We start from the raw sequence: 20,043 nt of genomic DNA on the forward strand, positions 1-20,043 counted from the left end.
CGGAGTCCAGAACCATGTCCGATACCAGCCAAGCGGCCAGCCGGCCGGGATTCCCGTTCCCGGGCGGCCAGTTCGACCTGGGGCGCATGCTCCTCGATGGCCGGGCGTTCTTCGCCCTGATCGCCATCATCGTGATCTTCTCGGTCCTGTCGCCGGTCTATTTCTCGACCAACAACTTCCTGACCATGTCCTCCCACGTGGCCATCTTCGGCCTGCTGTCGATCGGCATGCTGCTGGTGATCCTGACCGGCGGGATCGACCTGTCGGTGGGCTCGACCCTCGGCCTGGCCGGCGTGGTGGCCGGCTACCTGATGCAGGGCGTGCAGATCGACGCCCTGGGCGTGGTGCTCTACCCGCCAGTGTGGGTGGTGGTGATCCTTACCTGCGCGCTGGGGGCTTTTGTCGGCGCCATCAACGGCGTGTTGATCGCCTACTTCAAGGTGCCGGCGTTCGTGGCCACCCTGGGGCTGCTCTACGTCGCCCGCGGCGCGGCGCTGCTGATGACCGACGGCCTGACCTTCAACAACCTGGGCGGCTCGGCGGAGCTGGGTAACACCGGCTTCGAGTGGCTCGGCTTCAACCGGCTGTTCGGCGTGCCCATCGGCGTGCTGGTACTGGCGGCCGTGGCCATCCTGGTGATGCTGATGCTCAATCGCACGCCCTTCGGTCGCTGGGTCTACTCCACCGGCGGCAACGCCCGGGCGGCGGAACTGTCCGGGGTGCCGGTCAAGCGGGTGCAGGTGTCCGTGTATGTGCTGTCCGGTATCTGCGCGGCGATTGCCGGTCTGGTGCTGTCCTCCCAGCTCACTTCCGCTGGCCCCACCGCCGGCACCACCTACGAACTGACCGCCATCGCCGGCGTGGTGATCGGCGGCGCGGCCCTGGCCGGCGGCCGGGGCAACGTGCGCGGCACGCTGCTGGGCGCCTTCGTGATTGGTTTCCTGTCCGACGGCCTGGTCATCATCGGCGTGTCGTCCTACTGGCAGACTGTGTTCACCGGTGCGGTGATCGTCCTGGCCGTGTTGCTCAACAGCATCCAGTACAAGGGCCGCAAGAAACAGCCGCCGGCCGCCGAGTCGTCGAAAAGCGCGTCGCGGCCGGCGTCGCCGGATGCTTCTCCGTCTTCTCCATCTTCGCACGATAGCGCCCGGGAACAGGCAGTCGGGCACTGATGCGCAAGCCATCGCCGGTACGCCGGTATAACAAGCACAATAGAAAACAAGGGTGAACCAATGATGTGGAAAAACGCAAAGCGCCTGCTGATCGCCGCCGTCATGACGACCACCTCGCTGTTCGCGACGGTCGCCGCGGCCGAGGATCAGGGCCTCATCTCGATCATCGTCAACGACACCTCCAACCCCTACTGGTTCACGGAAGGCAAGGTTGCCAAGGCCACCGCCGAGGAACTGGGCTACCGCGCCAACGTGAGCTCCCACAAGGGCGATACCAACACCGAGAGCAATCAGGTGGATACCGCCATCACCAACCAGGCCAAGGCGATCATCCTGGATCCGGCCAACGCCAACGGCTCCATCGGGGCGGTGCGCAAGGCGGTGAGCGCCGGTATCCCGGTGTTCATCGTTAACGCGGAAATCAACAAGCAGGGTCTGGCCAAGGCGCAACTGGTGTCCAACAACGCCCAGGGCGCGGCGCTGGGGGCGCAGAAATGGGTGCAGGCCGCCGGTGACGGCGCCCACTACGTGGAGCTCAAGGGCGCGCCTTCGGACAACAACGCGGCGACCCGTTCCAACGGTTTCCGCACCGTGCTCAGCCAGTACCCGAGCCTGGACCGGGTGGCGTCCGACGTGGCCAACTGGGACCGCACCCAGGGGTACAACAAGATGCAGAGCATGTTGCAGGCCAATCCGGACATCGACGGGGTAATCAGCGGTAACGACGAGATGGCGCTGGGCGCGATCGCCGCCCTGAAGGAAGCCGGCAAGCTGGACGGTGTGGTCGTCGGCGGCTTTGACGGCTCACCGGACGCGGTGGAAGCGGTGCGCGAAGGCGAGCTGGCCTACACCGTGCTGCAGCCGGTGGCCATCTTCTCCGCCGAAGCGGTGCGCCAGGCCGACCACTTCATCCGCACCGGCGAGACCGGCGTGGAACGTGAGAAGCAGCTGTTCGACTGCGCCCTGATCACACCGGACAATGTAGACAAGTACTCGTCCGCCTTCGTGCTGGACGGTCAGGGCAGCTGATCGACGGCACTCTTCCAGAACCGGAAAAAAAAGCCCGCGGGATGCGCTCCCGCCGGGCTTTTTGGTTTGTGGGCCGCCGCCCAATGGCTCAGCGATACGCCCACGGACGTGAAGAGGGTGATGGCGTCATCCCGGGTGCGGCCGGGATGCACGCCACTGCCAGTTCAGCCAACTCCGCCTGAATGGCCCCATCTCAAAAACACCGTCCTTAACGGCTGTCCTTATCAGCATAGTGCACATCGCCGGCTTCGCCCCGGGGGGGCTGCCGGCGTCGTTTGCACGTCGGCTTACCAGGACGGTCCGCCGGTAATGCCCGGCAGCCACATGACCGCCGGCTCGTAGAAGAGCACCACGGCCAGCACGATCAGCTGGATCACGATGAACGGGATCACGCCCTTGTACATGTGCTTAAGGGTGATCTCCGGCGGCGTGATGGCCCGCAGGTAGAAGATCGACGGAGCCAGTGGCGGCGTCAGGTAACTGGTCTGCAGCACCACCAGGAAGGCCACGCAGAACCAGATGTCGTCGAAGCCCAGGGCGCGCACCACCGGCATGGCGACCGGGATCACGATCAGGACCACGGACATCATGTCCAGCACGAAGCCGGCCAGGAAGGCGATCAGCAGGATCAGGCCGATGATGGCCCAGGGCTCCAGGCCGGTGGCCATGAGCATGGACTGCACCGTGGCCATGCCGCCTGCGGCGAAGAACACGCCGGCGAACATGTGCCCGCCCAGCAGGATCAGCAGGATCATGGCGGTGATGTTGACCGTGCGCCCGCAGGAGTCCCAGAACACCTTCAGGTTCAGGTTGCGGTAGAAGGCGGACAGCAGCAGCGCGCCGGCAGCGCCGCAGGCGGCGGCTTCGGTCGGCGTGGCCAGGCCCATGAGGATGGTGCCCAGCACCGTGAAGATCAGGGCCGCGGTCGGCAACAGGGCGTAGACGGTGACCTTCATCTTCTGGCCGAGGGAATAGTGCACCGCCTCGTCATCGACGCGCGGCGCCATGGACGGCTTGAAGTAGGCCACGCCGATGATGTAGATCACGAACAGCGCGGCCATCAGCAGACCCGGGATCAGCAGACCGCTGAACAGGGAGCCGACGGAGACGCTGGCCACCGGACCCAGTACGACCACCGTGATCGACGGCGGAATCGCGGTACCCAGGGAACCGGCCGAGCAGATCACGCCGGACATCAGGCTCTTGTCGTAGTGGTGCTTCATCATCACCGGGATGGCGAGCATGCCGATCACGGCTTCGGTGGCTCCGACGACGCCGGACGACGCGGCGAAGATGGTGCCCAGCACGATGGCGCCCACGCCCAGCCCGCCGGGCAGGCGCACGGTCCACATGTGGACCGCCTTGAACAGGCGCTCGGCGATGCCGGATTTTTCCAGCATGGCGCCCATGAAGATAAACAGCGGCACCGCCGCCAGGATGGCGTTGGAGGCGGTGTCCTCGATCTTGGTGAGCAGTTGATAGGGCGCGGTCTGACCAAAAATCATCAGGCCGAACACCGCCGCCACCAGGATCATCGAAAACGCAATCTGGAAGCCCGCGAAGATCAGCAGCATCAACAGCGGGAACATCAACAGCGACAGGTAATCGCTCATACCAGTTCCTCCCGGTGCTCTGTCTGGCCGTCACCCTTGATCAGGGTGCAAATGGATTTCAGGAATTCGGCCAGCAACTGCAGGCACATCAGGGAAAAACCGACACACCAGACCAGGTACACCGGCCAGACGATCGGGTTCCAGGCCGAGCGTCCGGAACGCTCGCCGCTTTCCCAGGCGTCGTGGAAGTACTTGAACACTTCCCAGGTCAGCCAGATCATCAACGGCAGGAAAAACAGGTAACACAGGGTGCGGATGGCGGCGTTGACACGCGGCGACAGCTTCAGGGTGATTACATCCACGCTCACGTGCTGACCGACGCGAAGGGCGTTGGCCATGCCCAGCATGAAGATGGCGCCCATCACCATGTAACTTGTTTCGAAGGCCCACAGGGTGGGGGAGCCCAGCACGTATCGGCTGAAGACTTCGTAGACCAGGGCGGCTACCAGGGGAAGTATGAGGATGGCCGCCAGGTGCCCGGCGTACCGGGTGAGGCTTTCTATAAATGCAATCAGTTTCATGAGCGTGTTCCGGACAAATAAAAGCCGGGGTAGCCGACGGACGGCCACCCCGGTTGTTTCTTAGTGGAAATCAGTCTTCAGACTTGCCGATCGTCAGGCGGTACTGAGGCCAGCTTTCCATGTCCTTCTTGAACTTGCGCTGGGATTCGAGAACCTTGGCGAACCAGTCGTTGTCCTTGGCCTTTTCGTTTTCCCAGGCTTCGGTCTCGTCGTAGATTTTTTCAACGAAGGCCGGGTCCAGGCGAACGATTTCGTTCGGGCCTTCTTCCAGCTCGCGGTAGGCTTCCAGATCCGAGTAGGAGGCGGCCAGCCAGGAGTCGAAGACGGTCAGCTTGGCGGCTTCGCGCATGACGTTTTTCTGCTGGTCGTTCAGCTCGGCCCAGGCGTCCTTGTTGATCTGACACTCGAGCACGCCGCCGGACTGGTGAACGCCCGGTACGATCACGTACTTGGCGACGTTCTGGAAACCGGTCGGCTTGTTCATCTCCGGGCTACCCCACTCGGCGGCGTCGATCACGCCACGTTCCAGAGCGGTGTAGATGTCGGAGCCGGCCATCACGACGGTGGACGCCCCCAGACGCGAGGCGATTTCAGCCCAGGCACCGGAGGTGCGCAGACGCAGGCCCTTGAAGTCTTCCAGGGTCTGAACCTTCTTGTTGGAGTGCAGGAAGATCTCGGTACCCAGGATGGAGCACGGGAAGGCCACCACGCCGAATTCTTCCATGCGGAACTCTTCGTAGAGCTTGGCGCCGCCGCCCTGGTACATCCACAGCATGAACTCTTCCGGAGTCAGGCCGCTGGAGTGGCCAGCCAGCAGGGCCGCGGTGGGATCTTTGCCGTAATCGTAGGCCAGGTAGTTGTGGCTGACCTGGGCCACGCCGCTTTCCACGGTTTCGGTGACTTTCAGGGCGCTGCCCAGGGTGCCGCCCGGGAAGACCTGCAGGTTGATTTCGCCGTCGCTCAGTTCGGTGACGTGGTCGGCGAAGTCCTGGGCGTCACGTTCCAGCCAGGGGCCGCCGCTCCAGGGCGTGGCCATACGCCAGGATTTCTCCTCGGCCTGAGCCGGGGCAATGCTGCCGGCGATGGCTGCCGACAAAAGCGCAGCGGAAGCGAGTTTGTGCATCGGTTTCATAGTTGTGCCTTTCTTTTTTTGGTGGGAAGAGCCCGCAGGTGTCGTGGGTGCACCCGTCAGGATGAAAACTCTTTCTGCATTTCCTGAGCGCGGTTGGCGCAGGCGGTCATGGCTTTTTTGAAAACCTCGTTCAGGTCGGACGCCTCGAAGCTGGCGATGGCCTGCTCGGTGGAACCCTTCGGCGACATCACGTTGCGCTTGAGCTGGGCCGGCGACTCGTCGCTGGCCAGGGCCATGCAGGCGGCGCCAAAGCCGGTCTGCAGCGCCAGGCGGCGGGCCGTGTCCCGGGGTAGGCCGAGGGACGCACCGGCTTCTTCCATGGCCTCGAAAATCTGGAAGAAGTAGGCCGGGCCACTGCCGGAAACGGCGGTCACCGCGTCCATCAGGGATTCCTGCTCGATCCACTCCACCTGGCCGACGGCGGCCAGCAGCTCGCCGGCACGGGCGCGCTGGTCTTCGGAGACCCGGTCATTGGCCCACAGGGCGGAGGCACCGGCGCGGACCAGCGCGGGGGTGTTGGGCATGCAGCGCACGATGGGCAGGTTTCCGCCCAGCAAGGTGTCGATGTGTTCGCCCAGCACTCCGGCCGCGACTGAGATGATCAGCGGTGCCGTGTCGCGGGACTGGATGGTGTCTTTCAGGGGCTCGCAGACGGCCTTCAGGATCTGCGGTTTGACCGCCAGGACCAGAACGTCGGCGGTCGCAGCGGCCTGGTTGTTGTCGGCGTGGGCGTGGATGCCGAACTTGTCGCGAACGTTGTCCTGGGCGGCCGTGTCCGGGGACGTGGCGGTGATCCGGTCGGCGGCCAGGCCGCTATCGATCAATCCTCCGATGATGGCGCCGGCCATGTTGCCGGCACCGATGAAGGCGACTGTCTGGTTCATGGTGTTGCTCTCTGGTTACGGGCGGGAGCCAGCTTCATCGGTTGGCGCTGGGCCCCATGAATGACGGCATGAACGATGCTTCATACGATTGTCGTAAGGGGAACCCGTAACGGTCTTGCTCAGGGGTGCGGGGTTTTTGTGTCAAGCTCCTGAGTTGATCAAGAATATGTCTATCGAAACGATAAAAAACGATAAGTTGGATGTTTTTTGGTTTATTGTTTGCATAGACTTCGTCTATCGGTAAGATCATCCATGTTAGCATCGAAATGATAATCAGTTATGACGACGCGCATCCGGACGTTCCCCCTTCCCAATAGTTGTCTGCATCATGATCACGACTACCACCAGCTGGTAATCGCCATGAAGGGGCAGGCGGAATTCGAGATCGCCGGCAAAGGCGGTCGCGTGGACGCCCTGCATGGCTGCCTGGTGCCGGGTGGGGAAGTGCACTTCTACGAGGGAATCGGCGAGAACACGCACATTGTCGTGGACCTGCCGTCCGAACATGTCGGGGCCAATGTGGTGCGACTGTTTGACGGGCCGCGCTACTTTGAGGCGGATTCCGGTCTGCGTCTGCTGCTGACCTATATCCAGCGCGAAGCCTCCATCTGGCAGGACTATCCCGAAGCGGCCGACGGCATGGCCCAGGGGCTGCTGGCGGCGCTGCATCATCGCACGTTCGACCGCGATCTCGACCGCAAGTCGTTCGGCAAGCTGGATCTCGCGGCTCTTGATGCCTTCATCTACCGCCACCTGCACGAGCCCCTGCCGGTCTCCCGACTCGCCGGCGTGGTCCACATGAGCGTGGGCCATTTCCATCTGCTGTTCCGCGACATGACCGGCATGACTCCCTATCGCTACCTGCTCGAAGCGCGCCTGCGCCGGGCCCGGGAACTGCTCCTGCAAAGCACCCTGCCGCTGGCGGATATCGCCTGCCAGGTGGGATTCTCCAGCCAGAGTGCCCTGACCCACGCGTTCCGCCGCCAGTACGGCGAAACGCCGGGACGCATGCGCCGCCTGCACTGAGTGCGGCCAGCCGGGGGCGCCGTCGCATCCCCTGCCGCCGAAGCGGTTTCTGTCCCCCGGAAACTGTGATGGATACAGAGGCTCAATCCCGACCCACTGTCACGCCCACAATGCCCTTTCCTGTGTCTGCCCGAACAACCGTCGATTGGCGATGCTGTGTGCTACCGGGCCCGTTCCATCCGGCCCGGTTCGTCTTCACAGTTTCAGCGGAGGAAAGCATCATGTCCGGTACCGTCGTCCAGACCCTGCGAGTCTGGCAGCAACGCGCAGCAACACGGCGCTCACTCAGGCGCCAACTGGAATGGTCCGATTCGGGACGAATCGAGAAGGATATTGGCCTGCGGCCCGGCAGCCTCTACCGGGAAGCGCGCAAGCCGTTCTGGATGGCGTAGGCTAGAACCAGACGCCCTTGACCACCAGCAGGCAGCCGGAAACCAGCAGCAGACCGCGGCAGATGCGGATAAACGTGGCGCCGTCGAAGTGCTTCTGGATCCGGTAGCCGAGCTGGATGCCGATCCAGGCGGCCGGCAGCAGGCACAGGGAAACCAGCAGCAGCCGGCCCTCCCAGAACCCATTGATCTGGTAAGGCACCACTTTGGTCAGGTTCATCAGCCCGAACAGTACCGCGGCGGTGCCCAGCCAGCGCAGCTTGTCCAGTTGCTGGCCCAGGAAGTAGACGCTCAGCGGCGGGCCGCCGGCGTGGATGAGTGTGCTGGTGACCCCGGAGACGCCGCCCCAGAACCAGCCCGCCCGCTGGAAGCGCTGCAGCCAGCCGGCCAGGTTCTGCCAACTGGCGAACAGGATCGAGACCACGCCGGTCATCAGTTCCAGCCGGTCCGTGGACAGCGCTCCCAGCAGCAACCCACCCAACCCGATGCCGATCAGAACCCCTGGCGCCAGCCGCTTCAGCTCCGCCCGGTCCGCGTGACGCCAGTACAGGTGGATGGCGCGAACGTCCATGAACAGCAGCACCGGCAGCATGATCACCGTCGCCATGGGCAGGGGAATGACCAGTGCCAGCAACGGCACGGCGAGCACGCCGGCGCCGCCGGCAAAGCCGGACTTGGAGATGCCGGTCAGGATGACGCCGATGACGGCCAGCAGCCAGAACAGCGGGGTATCAAAGGGTGGGGCCATGAGGGATTCAGGATTCCATGCGACGTCGAACGGCGACCAGTCTGCGGTAAAGCAGCCGCGCTGTCCAAGTGGGCGGCGTCAGCTCGACAGCCCCAGAACCTCGTGGCCCGGTTTGGGGCGGGCGAAGAAATAACCCTGGCCCATGTCGCAGTCCATTCCCCTGAGGATGCGGGCCTGGGCCGCCGTCTCGATGCCCTCGGCGGTGATGCGCAGGTTGTTGGCCTTGGCGATGGCGATTACCGAGCGCACCAGGGTGGCGCCGCGTTCGCTCTGCAGGTCGTCGATGAAGACCTTGTCGATCTTGAGTTCGTCCACCAACAGGTGGCTCAGGTAACTCAGGGAGGAATAGCCGGTACCAAAATCGTCGATACTTACCTGGATGCCCTGCGTGCGTAGCCGTTCCATCACCTGCGTCGTGGTCTGACGCATCTGCATGACCATGCCTTCGGTGATTTCCAGCTGCAGCGATTCAGGAGGAAACTTGTACCGGCGCATCAGCTGCTCCAGATACTCCGGCAGTGCCAGATCGGAGAAGTGTCTGGCGGTGACGTTGACGGCGATCACCGGGACGGGGCGGCTCTGCTGCCTGCAGCGGGCGATGAGCTGGGCGGCGCTGTTCAGCACGTAGCGGTCGAGTTTTTGACCCAGGGCGCTGCGTTCGGCAATGGGGATGAAGTCAGCCGGCGAGATAAAGCCCCGTTCGGGATGCTGCCAGCGCACCAGCGCCTCGTAACTGTGAACGGTGTGGTCGTCGAGTCCGATCTTGGGCTGGAGGTAGACTTCGATGTCCTGATTATCGAGCGCCTCCTTGAGGCCCTGCTCGATTTCCATCTGCTTCTTCAGGTCCTCGTGGTAGTCGGCGTCGAAATACGCCGCCGTCGCGCCATGGTCGCGGGCATCCCGCGCCGCGGAGCTGGCCATGTTCTGCAGTGTTTCCTGGGAGGCCGAATCGGCCGGATACAGGGCAATGCCGCAGACCACGTCCAGGCGCAGGCTGGAGCCATTGACCCGGTAGGGGCGCTCCAGGCTCTGCACCAGTTGCAGGGCCGTGTCGTGGGCTTCTTCGTTATCCCGGACGCCGATCACCACCAGCATGTCGCTGCCGGTTCGGGCGCACAGGTTGGGCCGGATCAGAGTGAGGCGTATACGCTTGGCGGCCTCCACAATGACGTTGTCGCCGGCGTCATAGCCGTACTGTCGGTTGATCATCTCGAACCGGCCGCAGGCCAGGTGGAGCAGCGCGTAACGGCGACGGGGCTCGATCCATGCTTTCATTGCGCTGGAAAAGGCGCGCATGTTCAAAAAGCCGGTCAGGTAGTCGTGGTTGCGCAGGTACAGGGCCTGCTGCAGGGCGGCTTCCTGTTGCGAGATGTCGATGCCGAAACCCTGCAGCTCCGGTTCCTGCGGGTCGCCGGCGCCGTCCACCCGCTTGAACGACCAGTCCACCAGGGCACCGCTGTCCCGGGACTTCATCGTCACCTTGATGTTCACCTCGTTCAGGTTGCCGTGGGCCCGGAACATGCCGGCGAGCAAGTGGCCCAGCCGGTGTTCGTCGTCGTCCGCGATTTCCGTCAGCGGAAGGCCCATCAGGGCGTCGTGCTGGACGCCGATCACCTGGGAAAACGACGCGTTGGCGAAGGTGATACGCAACTGGCTGTCGACGCGGCAGATCAGTTGCTTCTGGCTTTCGACGATGTCGCGGTAACGCTGTTCGGTTTCTTCCAGCTGCTCGACGATCTCACGGTATTTCGACAGGTCGTGGCAGATGCCGATAAAGGTACGTTTGCCCTCGTGAACGGCCTCGCCGACGGAGAAATGCAGGGGAATGCGCGAACCGTTCCGGTGTTGGCCCTCGACCTCACGACCGATGCCGATGACGCGGGGTTTTCTCGTGCTCAGGTAGTTCTGCAGGTATCGATCGTGTCGGGCGGCGGTGTCCGGGGGCATCAGCAGGTTCACCTTGCGCCCCACCACCTCGTCCCGGGAATAGCCAAACAGTCGCTCGGCGGCGCTGTTGAAACTGGTGATGAAGCCCTGCTCATCGATGGTGATGATGGCATCGACGGCGGCTTCCAACAGCGTTGAGTAAAGATCGCCCAGCTCGGAGAGTTTCATGGTGCCTGCGCCTCGTGACCGACCTGGTGACAGGTCAATTTCCCTGGCGACAGACCCTGTTACGACTGCTTCGCTGCAACGCGCTGCCGCGCACCCTGGTGAATCCTTGCCATTGCAGTTTAGACCGCTGTCCCCAGTCTCGCTAAACCTGTCTCTGTTAAAGTCACAAGATTGTGCGGTCGGGTCTGTCAGGGCCCGGTGACCGGCGTCGACGCAGGCTCCCAGGGATCCAGCAGGCTGAGCTGGCCAATACCCGGCAGTTTGATTCCCAGGGCCAGCGGATCAATGCCGAAGGACAGGCCCAGCAGGTTGATCTCCAGTCCCTCATAGGCGCTGGCGAGCACGCCGGCATAGCCGAAGGCGGACACCTGGAAACCGGAATCGCTGGGCGTTTCCGCGACGAAAGGCGGGTCCAGATAGTCCTTGCCGATGGCAATGTTGGGCAGCGCCACGTCGAAGTCCGGCACGGCGCGGATCACCCAGGCGGTAAAGGTGTTGCTGTTGGGGCCCGGCCAGGCTTCGTATTCGCGCTGGTAGGGGTAGTCGGTGATCGCCGCCTCAATCTTTGGGATCAGCTCGGCCGCCTTGTCGCCGCGAATGTCCGCGATCAGGTGGGGTTCGTTGCCGTACCAGGCGCGATCCGGGTCGCCGGGGCGGGACCGGACCTTCTGGCGGCTCCAGCCAGTCACTTCATGCACCTCATAGGTGCCGGCGCCGGCCGGCTTGGTGGCGATCCAGGTGTGCACCGCGAAATAGCCGCGCCAGCCGAAGGCGCGGGCGTGGTAAACCTGCACGATGGCTTCCGGCGCGTCCTCCGGCTGCGGCGCGATGCCCGCACTGGAGCGGTCCGCGTCGTACCAGTTCTGGGAGGTGGCCAGGCCGCTGCAGGCGGCCATCAACAAGGGCCCGATGAGGAGTGCGATGAGCAGCAGGACGGCGCGCAGCGTCCAGCGGAACGTGAACTTCATGGAATGGTGCATCGTGTAATCCGGGATCTGGGTGACCTCAATCAATAAGCGAGAACCGTTCCAATTTACGCTTTTTCGATCGAAGCCGACCAGTCCGGATCGATCAGGTTGTCCCGGGCCGGATGCGCATCCCCTGTGACAGCAGCGCCCCGGCTACCACCGCCGTGGCCGCCAACGCCAGTTGATAGCTGGCCGGGCTCCAGCCCAGCAGGACCAGCAGCAACGCCGCCAGAACCGGTACCAGATAGGTCATCAGCCCCAGCAACGTGGCGGGTCCGCGCTGCAGGGCGAAGCCCCAACTGATGAAAGCCGCGCCGTAGGGGCCCAGGCCGATCAGGCCGGCCACCGCCCAGTCGCGGGACGTGGCGGCTTCGGGCAACTGCTCGAACAGCCCGTGCATCGCCAGGGCAACCAGGCTCACGTGCAGGAACAGGGAGCGGTAGCCGTGCAGGGACAGGGCGCCGGCCTGCCGCAGGTACACGGAGAACGCGATCCAGCAGATGCCGGCGGCCAGTCCTGCGGCGTAGGCGATGAGCGACGTCGCCTGGCCCTCGCTGCCGGACAGCACCAGCGGCGCCAGCCCGGTGAAGGCGATCGCCGAGCCCAGCAGCAGCCGCAAACTCAGGCCCTGGCCGGCGAGACGGTTGGCGATCAGCACAAAGCCCAGCGGCCAGGTGTAGGTTACCAGGGTGATCCTGGCCGGATCGCCGTTCTGCAAAGCCAGGAAGTAGAAATACAGCGCGCCGGCCAGGCCGCCCACGGCCATCAGCCAGTAACGTCCTTCCCGGATCCGGCTGGTGTCCTTGCGCACGTAATGCAGGCTGGCCATATGAGCCAGCCCCGCGGCGCAGATCATGGCGACGGCGGCGATCAGCATCGGCGGTAGGTGCGCAAAGCTGCGCAGGACCGGCAGACAGGACCACAGGAGGACCGTCACAAGCCCCGCCAAAATGCCCGCGTACTGACCTTTATGACACATCGATGTCACTCCTGTTAACGCTTGTCCGATGCCATTACCCGGCGTATTTTGGAGAACACAGCTCAATCGGTGAAACGAAGTCTTTCGATCAATCGATCATGAAACGTGATGCAACGATGCCGAACCCGAGACCCCTCGATCTGGCGGTGCTGAAAACCTTCGTCACGGTGGTGGAAAGCGGTGGCTTCACCGCCGCCGCCGAGCGCCTGCACCTGGCCCAGTCCACGGTCAGTGCCCACATGGCGCGGCTGGAAGACACGCTGGATCGCCCGTTGCTGCAGCGCGGGCGCCGCGCCGCCGTGCCCACGCCAGCCGGCGAACGATTGCTGGCCCACGCCCGCCAGATGCTGCGCCAGAATGCCCTGGCCTGGCAGGACGTGCTGGACCAGCGCCTCGACGGCGTGGTGCGGCTGGGCATCCCGGACGACTACGTGGTGTACCTGCCGGAGGCCCTGGCCGAGTTCGAGGCCCGCTATCCCGGCGTGGAGCTGGAGGTGCGCTGCGGTCTGAGCGTGGAGTTAATGGAAGAGGTCAAAGCCGGGTCGCTGGATCTGGCCATCGTCACCCGGCAGCCGAAAAGCCCGGGCGGGGAAGTGCTGGTGCGCGAGCCCATGGTCTGGGCCGGCGCCACCGGCTACGACACCCACCAACGCTCGCCGCTGCCGCTGGCGGTCTCCCGGGAAGGTGTGTGCGTCTTCCGCGAACGGGCGCTGGCGGCGCTGGACGCGGCCGGCATCCCCTGGCGCATCGCCTACACCAGTGCCAGCCTGTCCGGGTTGTCGGCGGCGGTGCGCGCGGGTCTGGCGCTTACCGTGCTGACGCCCTCCATGGTGGGGCCGGAGATCCGCACGCTGGGCGTCGACGATGGACTGCCGGACCTGCCCCACACTGAAATCACCCTGCACCGCAGCCCCGGCCGTCCCAGCGAAGCGGCGCGGCAACTTGCCGCCCAGTTGATGGAACGGTTCGAGCGCCAGTATGCGGGGGACGCACGACGGCCCGCCGCCGTCTGAAGCCACAAACGCCTGACCCGGGAAGATCGATGCGATTACGCCGGCTCCGCCACGACGACAGCGACGCCTTGCTGGCGTTCGAGCGCGACAACCGTCACTGGTTCGAGCGATTTATCGAGAGCCGTGGGGAGGCGTTCTACTCCGCCCGAGCGGTGGCGGAGCACGTCCGGACGAGTCTCGCCGAACACGCCGACGGGGTGATGTTTCCCGGACTGGTGGTGCAGGGCGGCGTGCTACTGGGGCGGGTGAATCTGCGGGAGATCGACCGGACTCGCGGCACCGCGCGGCTGGGCTACCGTGTCGCCGAGAATGCGGCCGGGCAGGGCGTGGGCCGCTTCGCGGTGAGCGCGATCGTCGATCTCGCCAGAACGACCTACAAACTGCGCCAGCTCACCGCGTTTGTGTCTGTGGATAACCCTGCCTCCCGACGGGTGCTGGAGAAGCAGGGTTTCCGGGTCGTTGGGCGGCGCCCCGGTATGGCTGAGGTCGGCCCGCGTCGGATCGACTGTCTGGAGTACCAGCGCTGCCTCAGCCGCCGTTAACCAGCGGCAGCCACCAGGCCAGGGCGAGCAGGGTGACCAGCAACACCGGCGGTGTGATGATCAGCCCCACCTTCATGTATTGCCCCCAACTGATGCGATGGCCGCTGCGCGCGAGCACGTGCAGCCAGAGCAGCGTGGCCAGGCTGCCGATGGGCGTGAACTTGGGCCCCAGGTCGTTGCCGATCACGTTGGCGTACACCATCAGCTCCCGGATCAGCGGCGACACCGGCGCCTGGTCGATGGCCAGCGCGCCCACCAGCGTAGCGGGCATGTTGTTCATGATCGAGGCCAGCAGCGCCGAGGCGAACCCCGTCCCCACGGTCGCGACCAGCGGCCCCTGCTGCGCCAGCCAGCCCAGCAGTTGCGCCGCCCGGTCGGTCAGGCCGGCGTTGCCCAGGCCGTAGACCACCAGGTACATCCCCACCGAGAACAGCACGATCTGCCAGGGCGCGTGTTTCAGTACCCGTTTCAGGGAAATCACCCGGCCGCGCTTGGCGACGTACCAGCGTCCGGCGATGGCCATCAGGATCAGGGCCGCGATGCCCGTGACCAGCGCGATGGGCAGATCCAGCGGCGCGGTCACGAAATAGGCCACCATCAGGATCGTCAGCAGCGGGAAGCCGGCGCGGAACACCTGCGGATCGCGAATCGCCGTGGCCGGCTCGGCCAGCGCGCTCACGTCGTAACGCCGGGGGATGCGCCGCCCGAAGAAGCACCAGAGCACGGCCAGAGTAGCGGCCAGGGATGCCAGGTTCACCGGCACCATCACCAGGGCGTAGTGCTCGAAGGAGATATCGAAGTAGTTGGCGCTGACGATGTTGACCAGGTTGGAGATCACCAGGGGCAGGCTGGTGGTGTCCGCCACGAAGCCGGTGGCGATGATGAACGCCAGGGCTGCCGGCGGCGGGAACTGCAGCCGCAGCAGGATCGCCATGACGATCGGCGTCAGCAGCAGGGCGGCGCCGTCGTTGGCGAAAAACGCGGCGATGAAAGCGCCCAGCACCACGATCAGCGGGAACAGCACATGCCCGCGCCCGCCGCCCCAGCGAGCGACATGCAGCGCCGCCCAGGCGAAGAAGCCGGCCTCATCCAGAATCAGGGAAATGATGATCAGGGCGACGAAAGTGAAGGTGGCGTCCCAGACGATGTCCCAGACCACCGCCACATCCGGCCAGTGCACGACACCGGTGGCCAGCGCCACGGCGGCCCCGCCCAGCGCGCTCCAGCCGATGCCCAGCCCCCGGGGTTGCCAGATCACCAGCACCAGGGTGACGACGAAGATTGCGAATGCCAGCATATCGATTCCGTCAGATGGACGTCTGGTTGACGCGCCTGGACACGGCCTCGGCGCTCTCCACCCGCTCGGAATAGCGGTCGGTCAGGTAGGCGTCGTGGCCTCGGGTCAGCCAGGTGAATTTCACCAGCTCCTCGCACACGTCCACCACCCGCAAGTAAAGGGGCGAGGGTTTCATGCGGCCGGCGTCGTCGAACTCGTTGAACGCCTTGGGCACCGATGACTGGTTGGGGATGGTCAGCATACGCATCCAGCGGCCCAGCACCCGCAGCTGGTTGACCGCGTTGAAGCTCTGGCTGCCGCCGGACACCTGCATGATCGCCAGGGTCTTGCCCTGGGTGGGGCGTACACCACCCAGGGACAGTGGAATCCAGTCGATCTGGGCCTTCATCACCGCGGTCATGGCGCCGTGCCGCTCGGGGCTGACCCACACCATACCTTCGGACCACTCGGCCAGGTCACGCAGTGCCCGCACCCTGGGGTGGTCCGCCTCGGCGGCGTCGGGCAGCGGCAGGCTGTGGGGATCGAACGTGCGCACCTCGCAGCCGAACCAGCGCAGCAGGCGGCTGGCTTCCTCCGACAACAGTCGCGAGTAGGACCGCTCCCGCAACGAGCCGTACAGAACCAGGATGCGCGGCGCGTGTCGCGGCGCACCGGGTGCGGCCAGGCGGTCGTGGTCGATGGGCCGGAGCTGCTCCGGGTCGATGTTGGGCAGATCGTGTAGGGACAGGCTCATAAGTCATTATCTCCGGAGACCACGACATCCCCGTCTTCCTTGACGAAGCGTGCGGGAGGGTGGGGCAGCAGAGTGAATACAGTCTCGGACGGACGGCACAGCCGGATGCCCAGGTCGGTTTCCACGATGGGCCGGTTGATCAGGATTGGGTGTGCCATCATGGCGTCGATCAGCTCGCCGTCAGTCAGCGCCGGGTCGTCGAGATTCAGGTCGTCGTAAGGTGTGCCTTTGCGTCTTAGCAGTTCCCGGGGCGGCATGGCCATCGCCTGTAGCATGGCTTCCAGCTTTTGCCGCGAAGGCGGCGTTTTCAGGTATTCGATGACGTGCGGTTCCTCACCGGACGCCCGGATCATGGCCAGGGTGTTGCGCGATGTACCGCAGTCGGGGTTGTGATAGATCACGGTGATCATGTCAGTCTCTCAGGCGTCTGTTTTCGGGGTACAGCAGGGCGCCAGGTCGTCTATCAGCGGCTGGCACAGTTCCGCCCGGCCACCGCAGCAGTCCTGGACCAGGAAGCGGATTGCCTGGTGCACGGTTTCCAGGTCGGCACGGTAGATGATGGAGCGGCTGCGGCGTGCCGAACGCACCAGACCGGCGCGGCTCAGCACGCTCAGGTGGGCCGACATCGTGTTGTGCGGCACCGACAGCTGACGGGCCACATCGCCGGCGGCTAGCCCCTCCGGTTCGTGGGCGACCAGCAGGCGGAAAGCGTCCAGACGTGTGGGCTGAGCCAGGGCCGCGAATGCTTCGATGGTGTTTGATGTGTCCATATGTCCAATATTATCGACATATAATTCCATCTGCAACAAGGTGTGCCTTGAACACGAGGGCCTTTGGCGCTACCGGTCGGCCGTCAGGGTGCGCTGCCAGAGACCCACATCGACCCAGCGGTCGAACTTGTAGCCTACCTCGTGCAGCTTCCCCGCCGGTGTCATCCCGAACTTCTGGTGCAGGGCCTCGCTGGCGGGGTTGGGCAGGGCAATCAGCCCGATGACGGCGTGCACGCCGAGGCCCATCAGTGCCTCGAACAGCGACTCATAGAGCTGCGAGCCCAGGCCCCGCCCGCCGGCGTCGGGATCGAGGTACACCGTCACTTCCACCGAAAAACGATAGGCGTAGCGCGGGTGCCAGGGGCCGGCGTAGGCGTAGCCCAGCACGGCACCGTCCTCCTCCGCCACCAGCCAGGGGAAGCCGGCGTTGACGCCGCTTTCGATACGCTTGGCCATGGTGCCGGCCGTGATCGCCTCTTCCTCAAAGGTGATGACCGTATCGCGGATGTAGTGGTTGTAGATGCGGACGATGCCTTCGGCGTCGTCGGGTGTGGCAGGGCGAATCATGCCTGTCGCACCTCCTTGTGATGCCTTGTAAACGGATTCCTGTGACTCAGCTTACCACGGCCGCGACTGGCCAAACTCCGGCGATTGTGATGGCATGGTCGACCCCCTTATTCCCGGAGTCACCATGTCCGCTATCGAAATCCGCACCGCGACCGTCGACGACGTGCCGCAAATCCTCGCCTTCGTGCGCGAGCTGGCCATCTACGAGAAAGCCGAGCACGAGGTCGTGGCCACCGAGGCGACCGTCGCCGAATCCATCTTCGGGCCGGATTCCACCGTCCACGCCCTGATCTGCGAGAAAGCCGGCCAACCCATCGGGTTTGCGGTGTATTTCTACAACTATTCCACCTGGCTGGCGAAGAACGGCCTGTTCCTGGAAGACCTCTACGTCACCCCGGACGAGCGCGGCAGCGGCGCCGGCAAGGCACTGCTCCGGCACCTGGCGCAGATTGCCGTGGCCAGGGGCTGCGGCCGTTTCGAATGGAACGTGCTGGACTGGAACGAACCGGCGATCAATTTCTACGAATCCATCGGCGCCAAGCCCCAGAGCGAATGGATCGGCTACCGCCTGACCGGACAGGCCCTGCTGGATCTGGCGGAATCCTGACGTTCCGGGGTACCTGTCACTCAATCGGGAGTGGCCCGGTCGCTGATGGGACCAGGGTCCTTGGCCGAGTGCTGATGCGGTGGCATTTGCCTGAAACCTTTCTACGCTTATTGAGTAATCTGCATCGGATTTCGAGGTTTCCACCCGCCATTGGCGCGAGGGTAACCGTGCCCCAGGCGCTGTGATCAGCGCCGTCGTTGCAGGATGCACTGGAGGTCATGGCAAGCGGTGTCGTTGGCTGACTCCCGCTGCTGGGAGCTACAGAGCCTTCCTGCTTCCTCCTGAAGGATAGCGGCCCGGGTTGCGGGTCGTTCGTTCCGAAGTGACATGGAAGGCACGCTGTTCGGTATTTGCCTTCCCCGTAGTTGTATTGACGCAGGCGCATCGACGCCTCTGTATCAACGAAGGGGAGCATCCGACATGAAAACGGTTATCGATAGATTTCTGTGCGCGGCTTTCTCGGTCGTGCTGGGGGTGATCAGCGCGGCGGCGCTTGCAGCCCCCGAGAAACCCACCTTCGACGAACTGGCCAAACCGAGTACGGACGTCAACATGACGCCGGCGTACGCGAAGATGCTGGCTCGCAAGGCCTACGTCTGGGGTTGGCCGATGGTCAACATGTACAACCGCCGGGCGACCATTACCCAGGCACCAAAGCCCGGCCTCCTGGGCGGCATCCTGCCCGTTGCACCGCAGGGGCAGATCGCGATGCTCAGCGATTATATCGATCCCGCCGAAACCTTCGTGACGTGCCCCAACCAGGACGTGGTATATGGACTGGGGTTCTTCGACCTGGACAGCCAGCCGATCGTTATCCAGGTGCCGGATTTTGGCGACCGCTTCTGGATCTACGCCTTTTACGATGCCCGCACCGACCAGTTCGGCGAACTTGGCAAGCCTTATGGCAGTCAGCCCGGCTTTTACCTGGTCGTCGGACCCAACTGGGAGGGCGAGACGCCGGATGGCATCAACGGTGTGATTCACGGCACCACATCGCTGGCCAATGTCATTCCACGGGCGTTTATGGACGATACGGAGGCCGACCGCGCGGCGATTCAGTCCGCGGTGGATCAGATCGTTGCCTATCCGCTGTCCGAGTTCGATGGCTCGATGAAGACCATGGACTGGAGTGAACTGCCGTCGATTCCCAATCCGAATGCGGACCAGGGCGGCGGTGGAGAAACCCAGTGGGTGGTGCCGGAAAAATTCTTCGACGAGTTGGGGACGGTGCTCGACATCGTGCCGCCGCTGCCGGGCGAGGAAGCCCTGTACGCGCAACTGCGCTGGTTACTGGCCGTGGCGGAAACCAATCCGGACATCAGACAAGTCATCGTCGACGAGGCCGTCGCCGCCGACAAGGACGTCATCAAGCCGTTCTTCCGTTGGGAATACAATGGCAAACCCGCCGGCAACGGCTGGAACCGTTCGGTGCATAACTCGGAGTGGGGCATTGATTACTACAACCGCACTGGCACCGCCAAGTCGAACATGTTCGACAACCGGCCCAGTGAGACCCAGTATTTTTACACCGACTACGATTCCGACGGCGAGCAGCTCGATGGCTCGAAGACCTACGCCGTGACCTTCGCCAAAGGACAGGAACCGCCGGTGAACGGATTCTGGTCACTCACCCTCTACAACGACAAACACCTCTTTTACCCCAATGATCTGCACCGCTATTCCCTGGGGACCAAGAACAAGAACCTCAAGCGCAACGACGACGGCTCGCTGACCCTGTACGCGGGGGGCACCTCGCCCGGCGCGGACAAGGAGAGCAACTGGTTGCCGGCGCCTGACGGTGAGTTCTCCCTCTATATCCGCGCCTACTGGGGCAAACAGGGGATTCTGGAAGGGTCCTGGCAGCCGCCCGAGGTGGACGTGGTGGAGTAAGTTTACAGACGCGGGGGCCACCCCCGCGGCACGTGTCTGCTTCCCCTC

General features: G+C 64.2%; 21 protein-coding genes. 8 read left to right on the top strand and 13 right to left on the bottom strand.

Annotation, left to right across the window (positions count from 1 at the left end; genetic code table 11):
* The first annotated feature begins 14 nt into the window (after positions 1–14).
* On the top strand, positions 15–1,172 hold the full coding sequence (locus DKK67_RS00705; protein WP_111493420.1) for an ABC transporter permease: 1,158 nt from the start codon (positions 15–17) through the stop codon (positions 1,170–1,172).
* A 60-nt stretch (positions 1,173–1,232) separates the two neighbouring features.
* Positions 1,233–2,201 (top strand): D-ribose ABC transporter substrate-binding protein, encoded by a 969-nt coding sequence (locus tag DKK67_RS00710; RefSeq protein WP_204355695.1) that lies wholly within the window; start codon positions 1,233–1,235, stop codon positions 2,199–2,201.
* A gap of 287 nt (positions 2,202–2,488) precedes the next feature.
* Here the strand turns inward: DKK67_RS00710 and DKK67_RS00715 are convergent, their stop codons facing one another.
* The 4 genes from DKK67_RS00715 to proC form a co-directional block, all read right to left on the bottom strand.
* Positions 2,489–3,814 (bottom strand): TRAP transporter large permease, encoded by a 1,326-nt coding sequence (locus DKK67_RS00715; RefSeq protein WP_111493422.1) that lies wholly within the window; start codon positions 3,812–3,814, stop codon positions 2,489–2,491.
* Entirely contained in the window at positions 3,811–4,335 is a 525-nt protein-coding gene (locus tag DKK67_RS00720) for a TRAP transporter small permease subunit (protein ID WP_111493424.1), read from the bottom strand. The genes DKK67_RS00715 and DKK67_RS00720 overlap by 4 nt, the downstream gene beginning before the upstream one ends.
* A 70-nt stretch (positions 4,336–4,405) precedes the next feature.
* The gene (gene dctP, locus DKK67_RS00725; protein WP_111493426.1) at positions 4,406–5,467 is read right to left on the bottom strand and encodes a TRAP transporter substrate-binding protein DctP; all 1,062 of its coding nucleotides are present in this window, start codon (positions 5,465–5,467) and stop codon (positions 4,406–4,408) included.
* 56 nt (positions 5,468–5,523) lie between these two features.
* Positions 5,524–6,351 carry a pyrroline-5-carboxylate reductase gene (gene proC, locus DKK67_RS00730; protein ID WP_111493428.1) on the bottom strand — a complete coding sequence of 276 codons (828 nt, stop codon included), beginning with the start codon at positions 6,349–6,351 and terminating at the stop codon, positions 5,524–5,526.
* 279 nt (positions 6,352–6,630) lie between these two features.
* Between proC and DKK67_RS00735 the strand changes: the two genes are divergently transcribed.
* Both DKK67_RS00735 and DKK67_RS21470 read left to right on the top strand, forming a co-directional pair.
* Positions 6,631–7,377 carry an AraC family transcriptional regulator gene (locus DKK67_RS00735; protein WP_111493430.1) on the top strand — a complete coding sequence of 249 codons (747 nt, stop codon included), beginning with the start codon at positions 6,631–6,633 and terminating at the stop codon, positions 7,375–7,377.
* Positions 7,378–7,598: 221 nt separating this feature from the next.
* Entirely contained in the window at positions 7,599–7,769 is a 171-nt protein-coding gene (locus DKK67_RS21470; RefSeq protein ID WP_162628698.1) for a DUF1127 domain-containing protein, read from the top strand.
* A gap of 1 nt (position 7,770) precedes the next feature.
* On the opposite strand, the gene DKK67_RS00740 is transcribed toward DKK67_RS21470, so the two are convergent.
* The 4 genes from DKK67_RS00740 to DKK67_RS00755 form a co-directional block, all read right to left on the bottom strand.
* Positions 7,771–8,514 (bottom strand): sulfite exporter TauE/SafE family protein, encoded by a 744-nt coding sequence (locus DKK67_RS00740; RefSeq protein ID WP_111493432.1) that lies wholly within the window; start codon positions 8,512–8,514, stop codon positions 7,771–7,773.
* Between the two features lie 78 nt (positions 8,515–8,592).
* Positions 8,593–10,629 (bottom strand): putative bifunctional diguanylate cyclase/phosphodiesterase, encoded by a 2,037-nt coding sequence (locus tag DKK67_RS00745; protein ID WP_111493434.1) that lies wholly within the window; start codon positions 10,627–10,629, stop codon positions 8,593–8,595.
* A 188-nt stretch (positions 10,630–10,817) separates the two neighbouring features.
* Positions 10,818–11,597, bottom strand: coding sequence for a DUF3750 domain-containing protein (locus tag DKK67_RS00750; RefSeq protein WP_111496711.1), 780 nt, complete (start codon positions 11,595–11,597; stop codon positions 10,818–10,820).
* Between the two features lie 103 nt (positions 11,598–11,700).
* Positions 11,701–12,576 (bottom strand): DMT family transporter, encoded by an 876-nt coding sequence (locus DKK67_RS00755; protein ID WP_111493436.1) that lies wholly within the window; start codon positions 12,574–12,576, stop codon positions 11,701–11,703.
* Positions 12,577–12,692: 116 nt separating this feature from the next.
* Here DKK67_RS00755 and DKK67_RS00760 point away from each other — a divergent pair, with 116 nt between their 5' ends.
* Together DKK67_RS00760 and DKK67_RS00765 are read left to right on the top strand one after the other, a co-directional pair.
* On the top strand, positions 12,693–13,589 hold the full coding sequence (locus DKK67_RS00760; RefSeq protein WP_111493438.1) for a LysR substrate-binding domain-containing protein: 897 nt from the start codon (positions 12,693–12,695) through the stop codon (positions 13,587–13,589).
* 29 nt (positions 13,590–13,618) lie between these two features.
* A complete protein-coding gene (locus tag DKK67_RS00765; protein WP_111493440.1) occupies positions 13,619–14,131 on the top strand; it encodes a GNAT family N-acetyltransferase in 513 nt (170 codons plus the stop codon).
* Here the strand turns inward: DKK67_RS00765 and DKK67_RS00770 are convergent.
* The 5 genes from DKK67_RS00770 to DKK67_RS00790 form a co-directional block, all read right to left on the bottom strand.
* On the bottom strand, positions 14,118–15,428 hold the full coding sequence (locus DKK67_RS00770; protein WP_111493442.1) for an arsenic transporter: 1,311 nt from the start codon (positions 15,426–15,428) through the stop codon (positions 14,118–14,120). The two genes, DKK67_RS00765 and DKK67_RS00770, sit on opposite strands and share 14 nt — an antisense overlap.
* A 10-nt stretch (positions 15,429–15,438) precedes the next feature.
* The gene (gene arsH, locus DKK67_RS00775) at positions 15,439–16,161 is read right to left on the bottom strand and encodes an arsenical resistance protein ArsH (protein ID WP_111493444.1); all 723 of its coding nucleotides are present in this window, start codon (positions 16,159–16,161) and stop codon (positions 15,439–15,441) included.
* Positions 16,158–16,571 carry an arsenate reductase (glutaredoxin) gene (gene arsC / locus DKK67_RS00780; protein WP_111493446.1) on the bottom strand — a complete coding sequence of 138 codons (414 nt, stop codon included), beginning with the start codon at positions 16,569–16,571 and terminating at the stop codon, positions 16,158–16,160. The genes arsH and arsC overlap by 4 nt, the downstream gene beginning before the upstream one ends.
* Before the next feature lie 9 nt (positions 16,572–16,580).
* Positions 16,581–16,931: an ArsR/SmtB family transcription factor gene (locus tag DKK67_RS00785; protein ID WP_111493448.1), complete on the bottom strand. Its 351-nt coding sequence runs from the start codon at positions 16,929–16,931 to the stop codon at positions 16,581–16,583.
* A 69-nt stretch (positions 16,932–17,000) separates the two neighbouring features.
* Positions 17,001–17,498: a GNAT family N-acetyltransferase gene (locus DKK67_RS00790; protein WP_111493450.1), complete on the bottom strand. Its 498-nt coding sequence runs from the start codon at positions 17,496–17,498 to the stop codon at positions 17,001–17,003.
* Positions 17,499–17,622: 124 nt separating this feature from the next.
* Between DKK67_RS00790 and DKK67_RS00795 the strand changes: the two genes are divergently transcribed.
* A complete protein-coding gene (locus DKK67_RS00795; protein ID WP_111493452.1) occupies positions 17,623–18,105 on the top strand; it encodes a GNAT family N-acetyltransferase in 483 nt (160 codons plus the stop codon).
* Positions 18,106–18,525: 420 nt separating this feature from the next.
* Positions 18,526–19,995: a DUF1254 domain-containing protein gene (locus DKK67_RS00800; RefSeq protein ID WP_111493454.1), complete on the top strand. Its 1,470-nt coding sequence runs from the start codon at positions 18,526–18,528 to the stop codon at positions 19,993–19,995.
* Positions 19,996–20,043 lie beyond the last annotated feature (48 nt).

This window comes from Marinobacter bohaiensis, assembly GCF_003258515.1.
In the GTDB taxonomy this organism is placed as follows: Bacteria; Pseudomonadota; Gammaproteobacteria; order Pseudomonadales; family Oleiphilaceae; genus Marinobacter_A; species Marinobacter_A bohaiensis.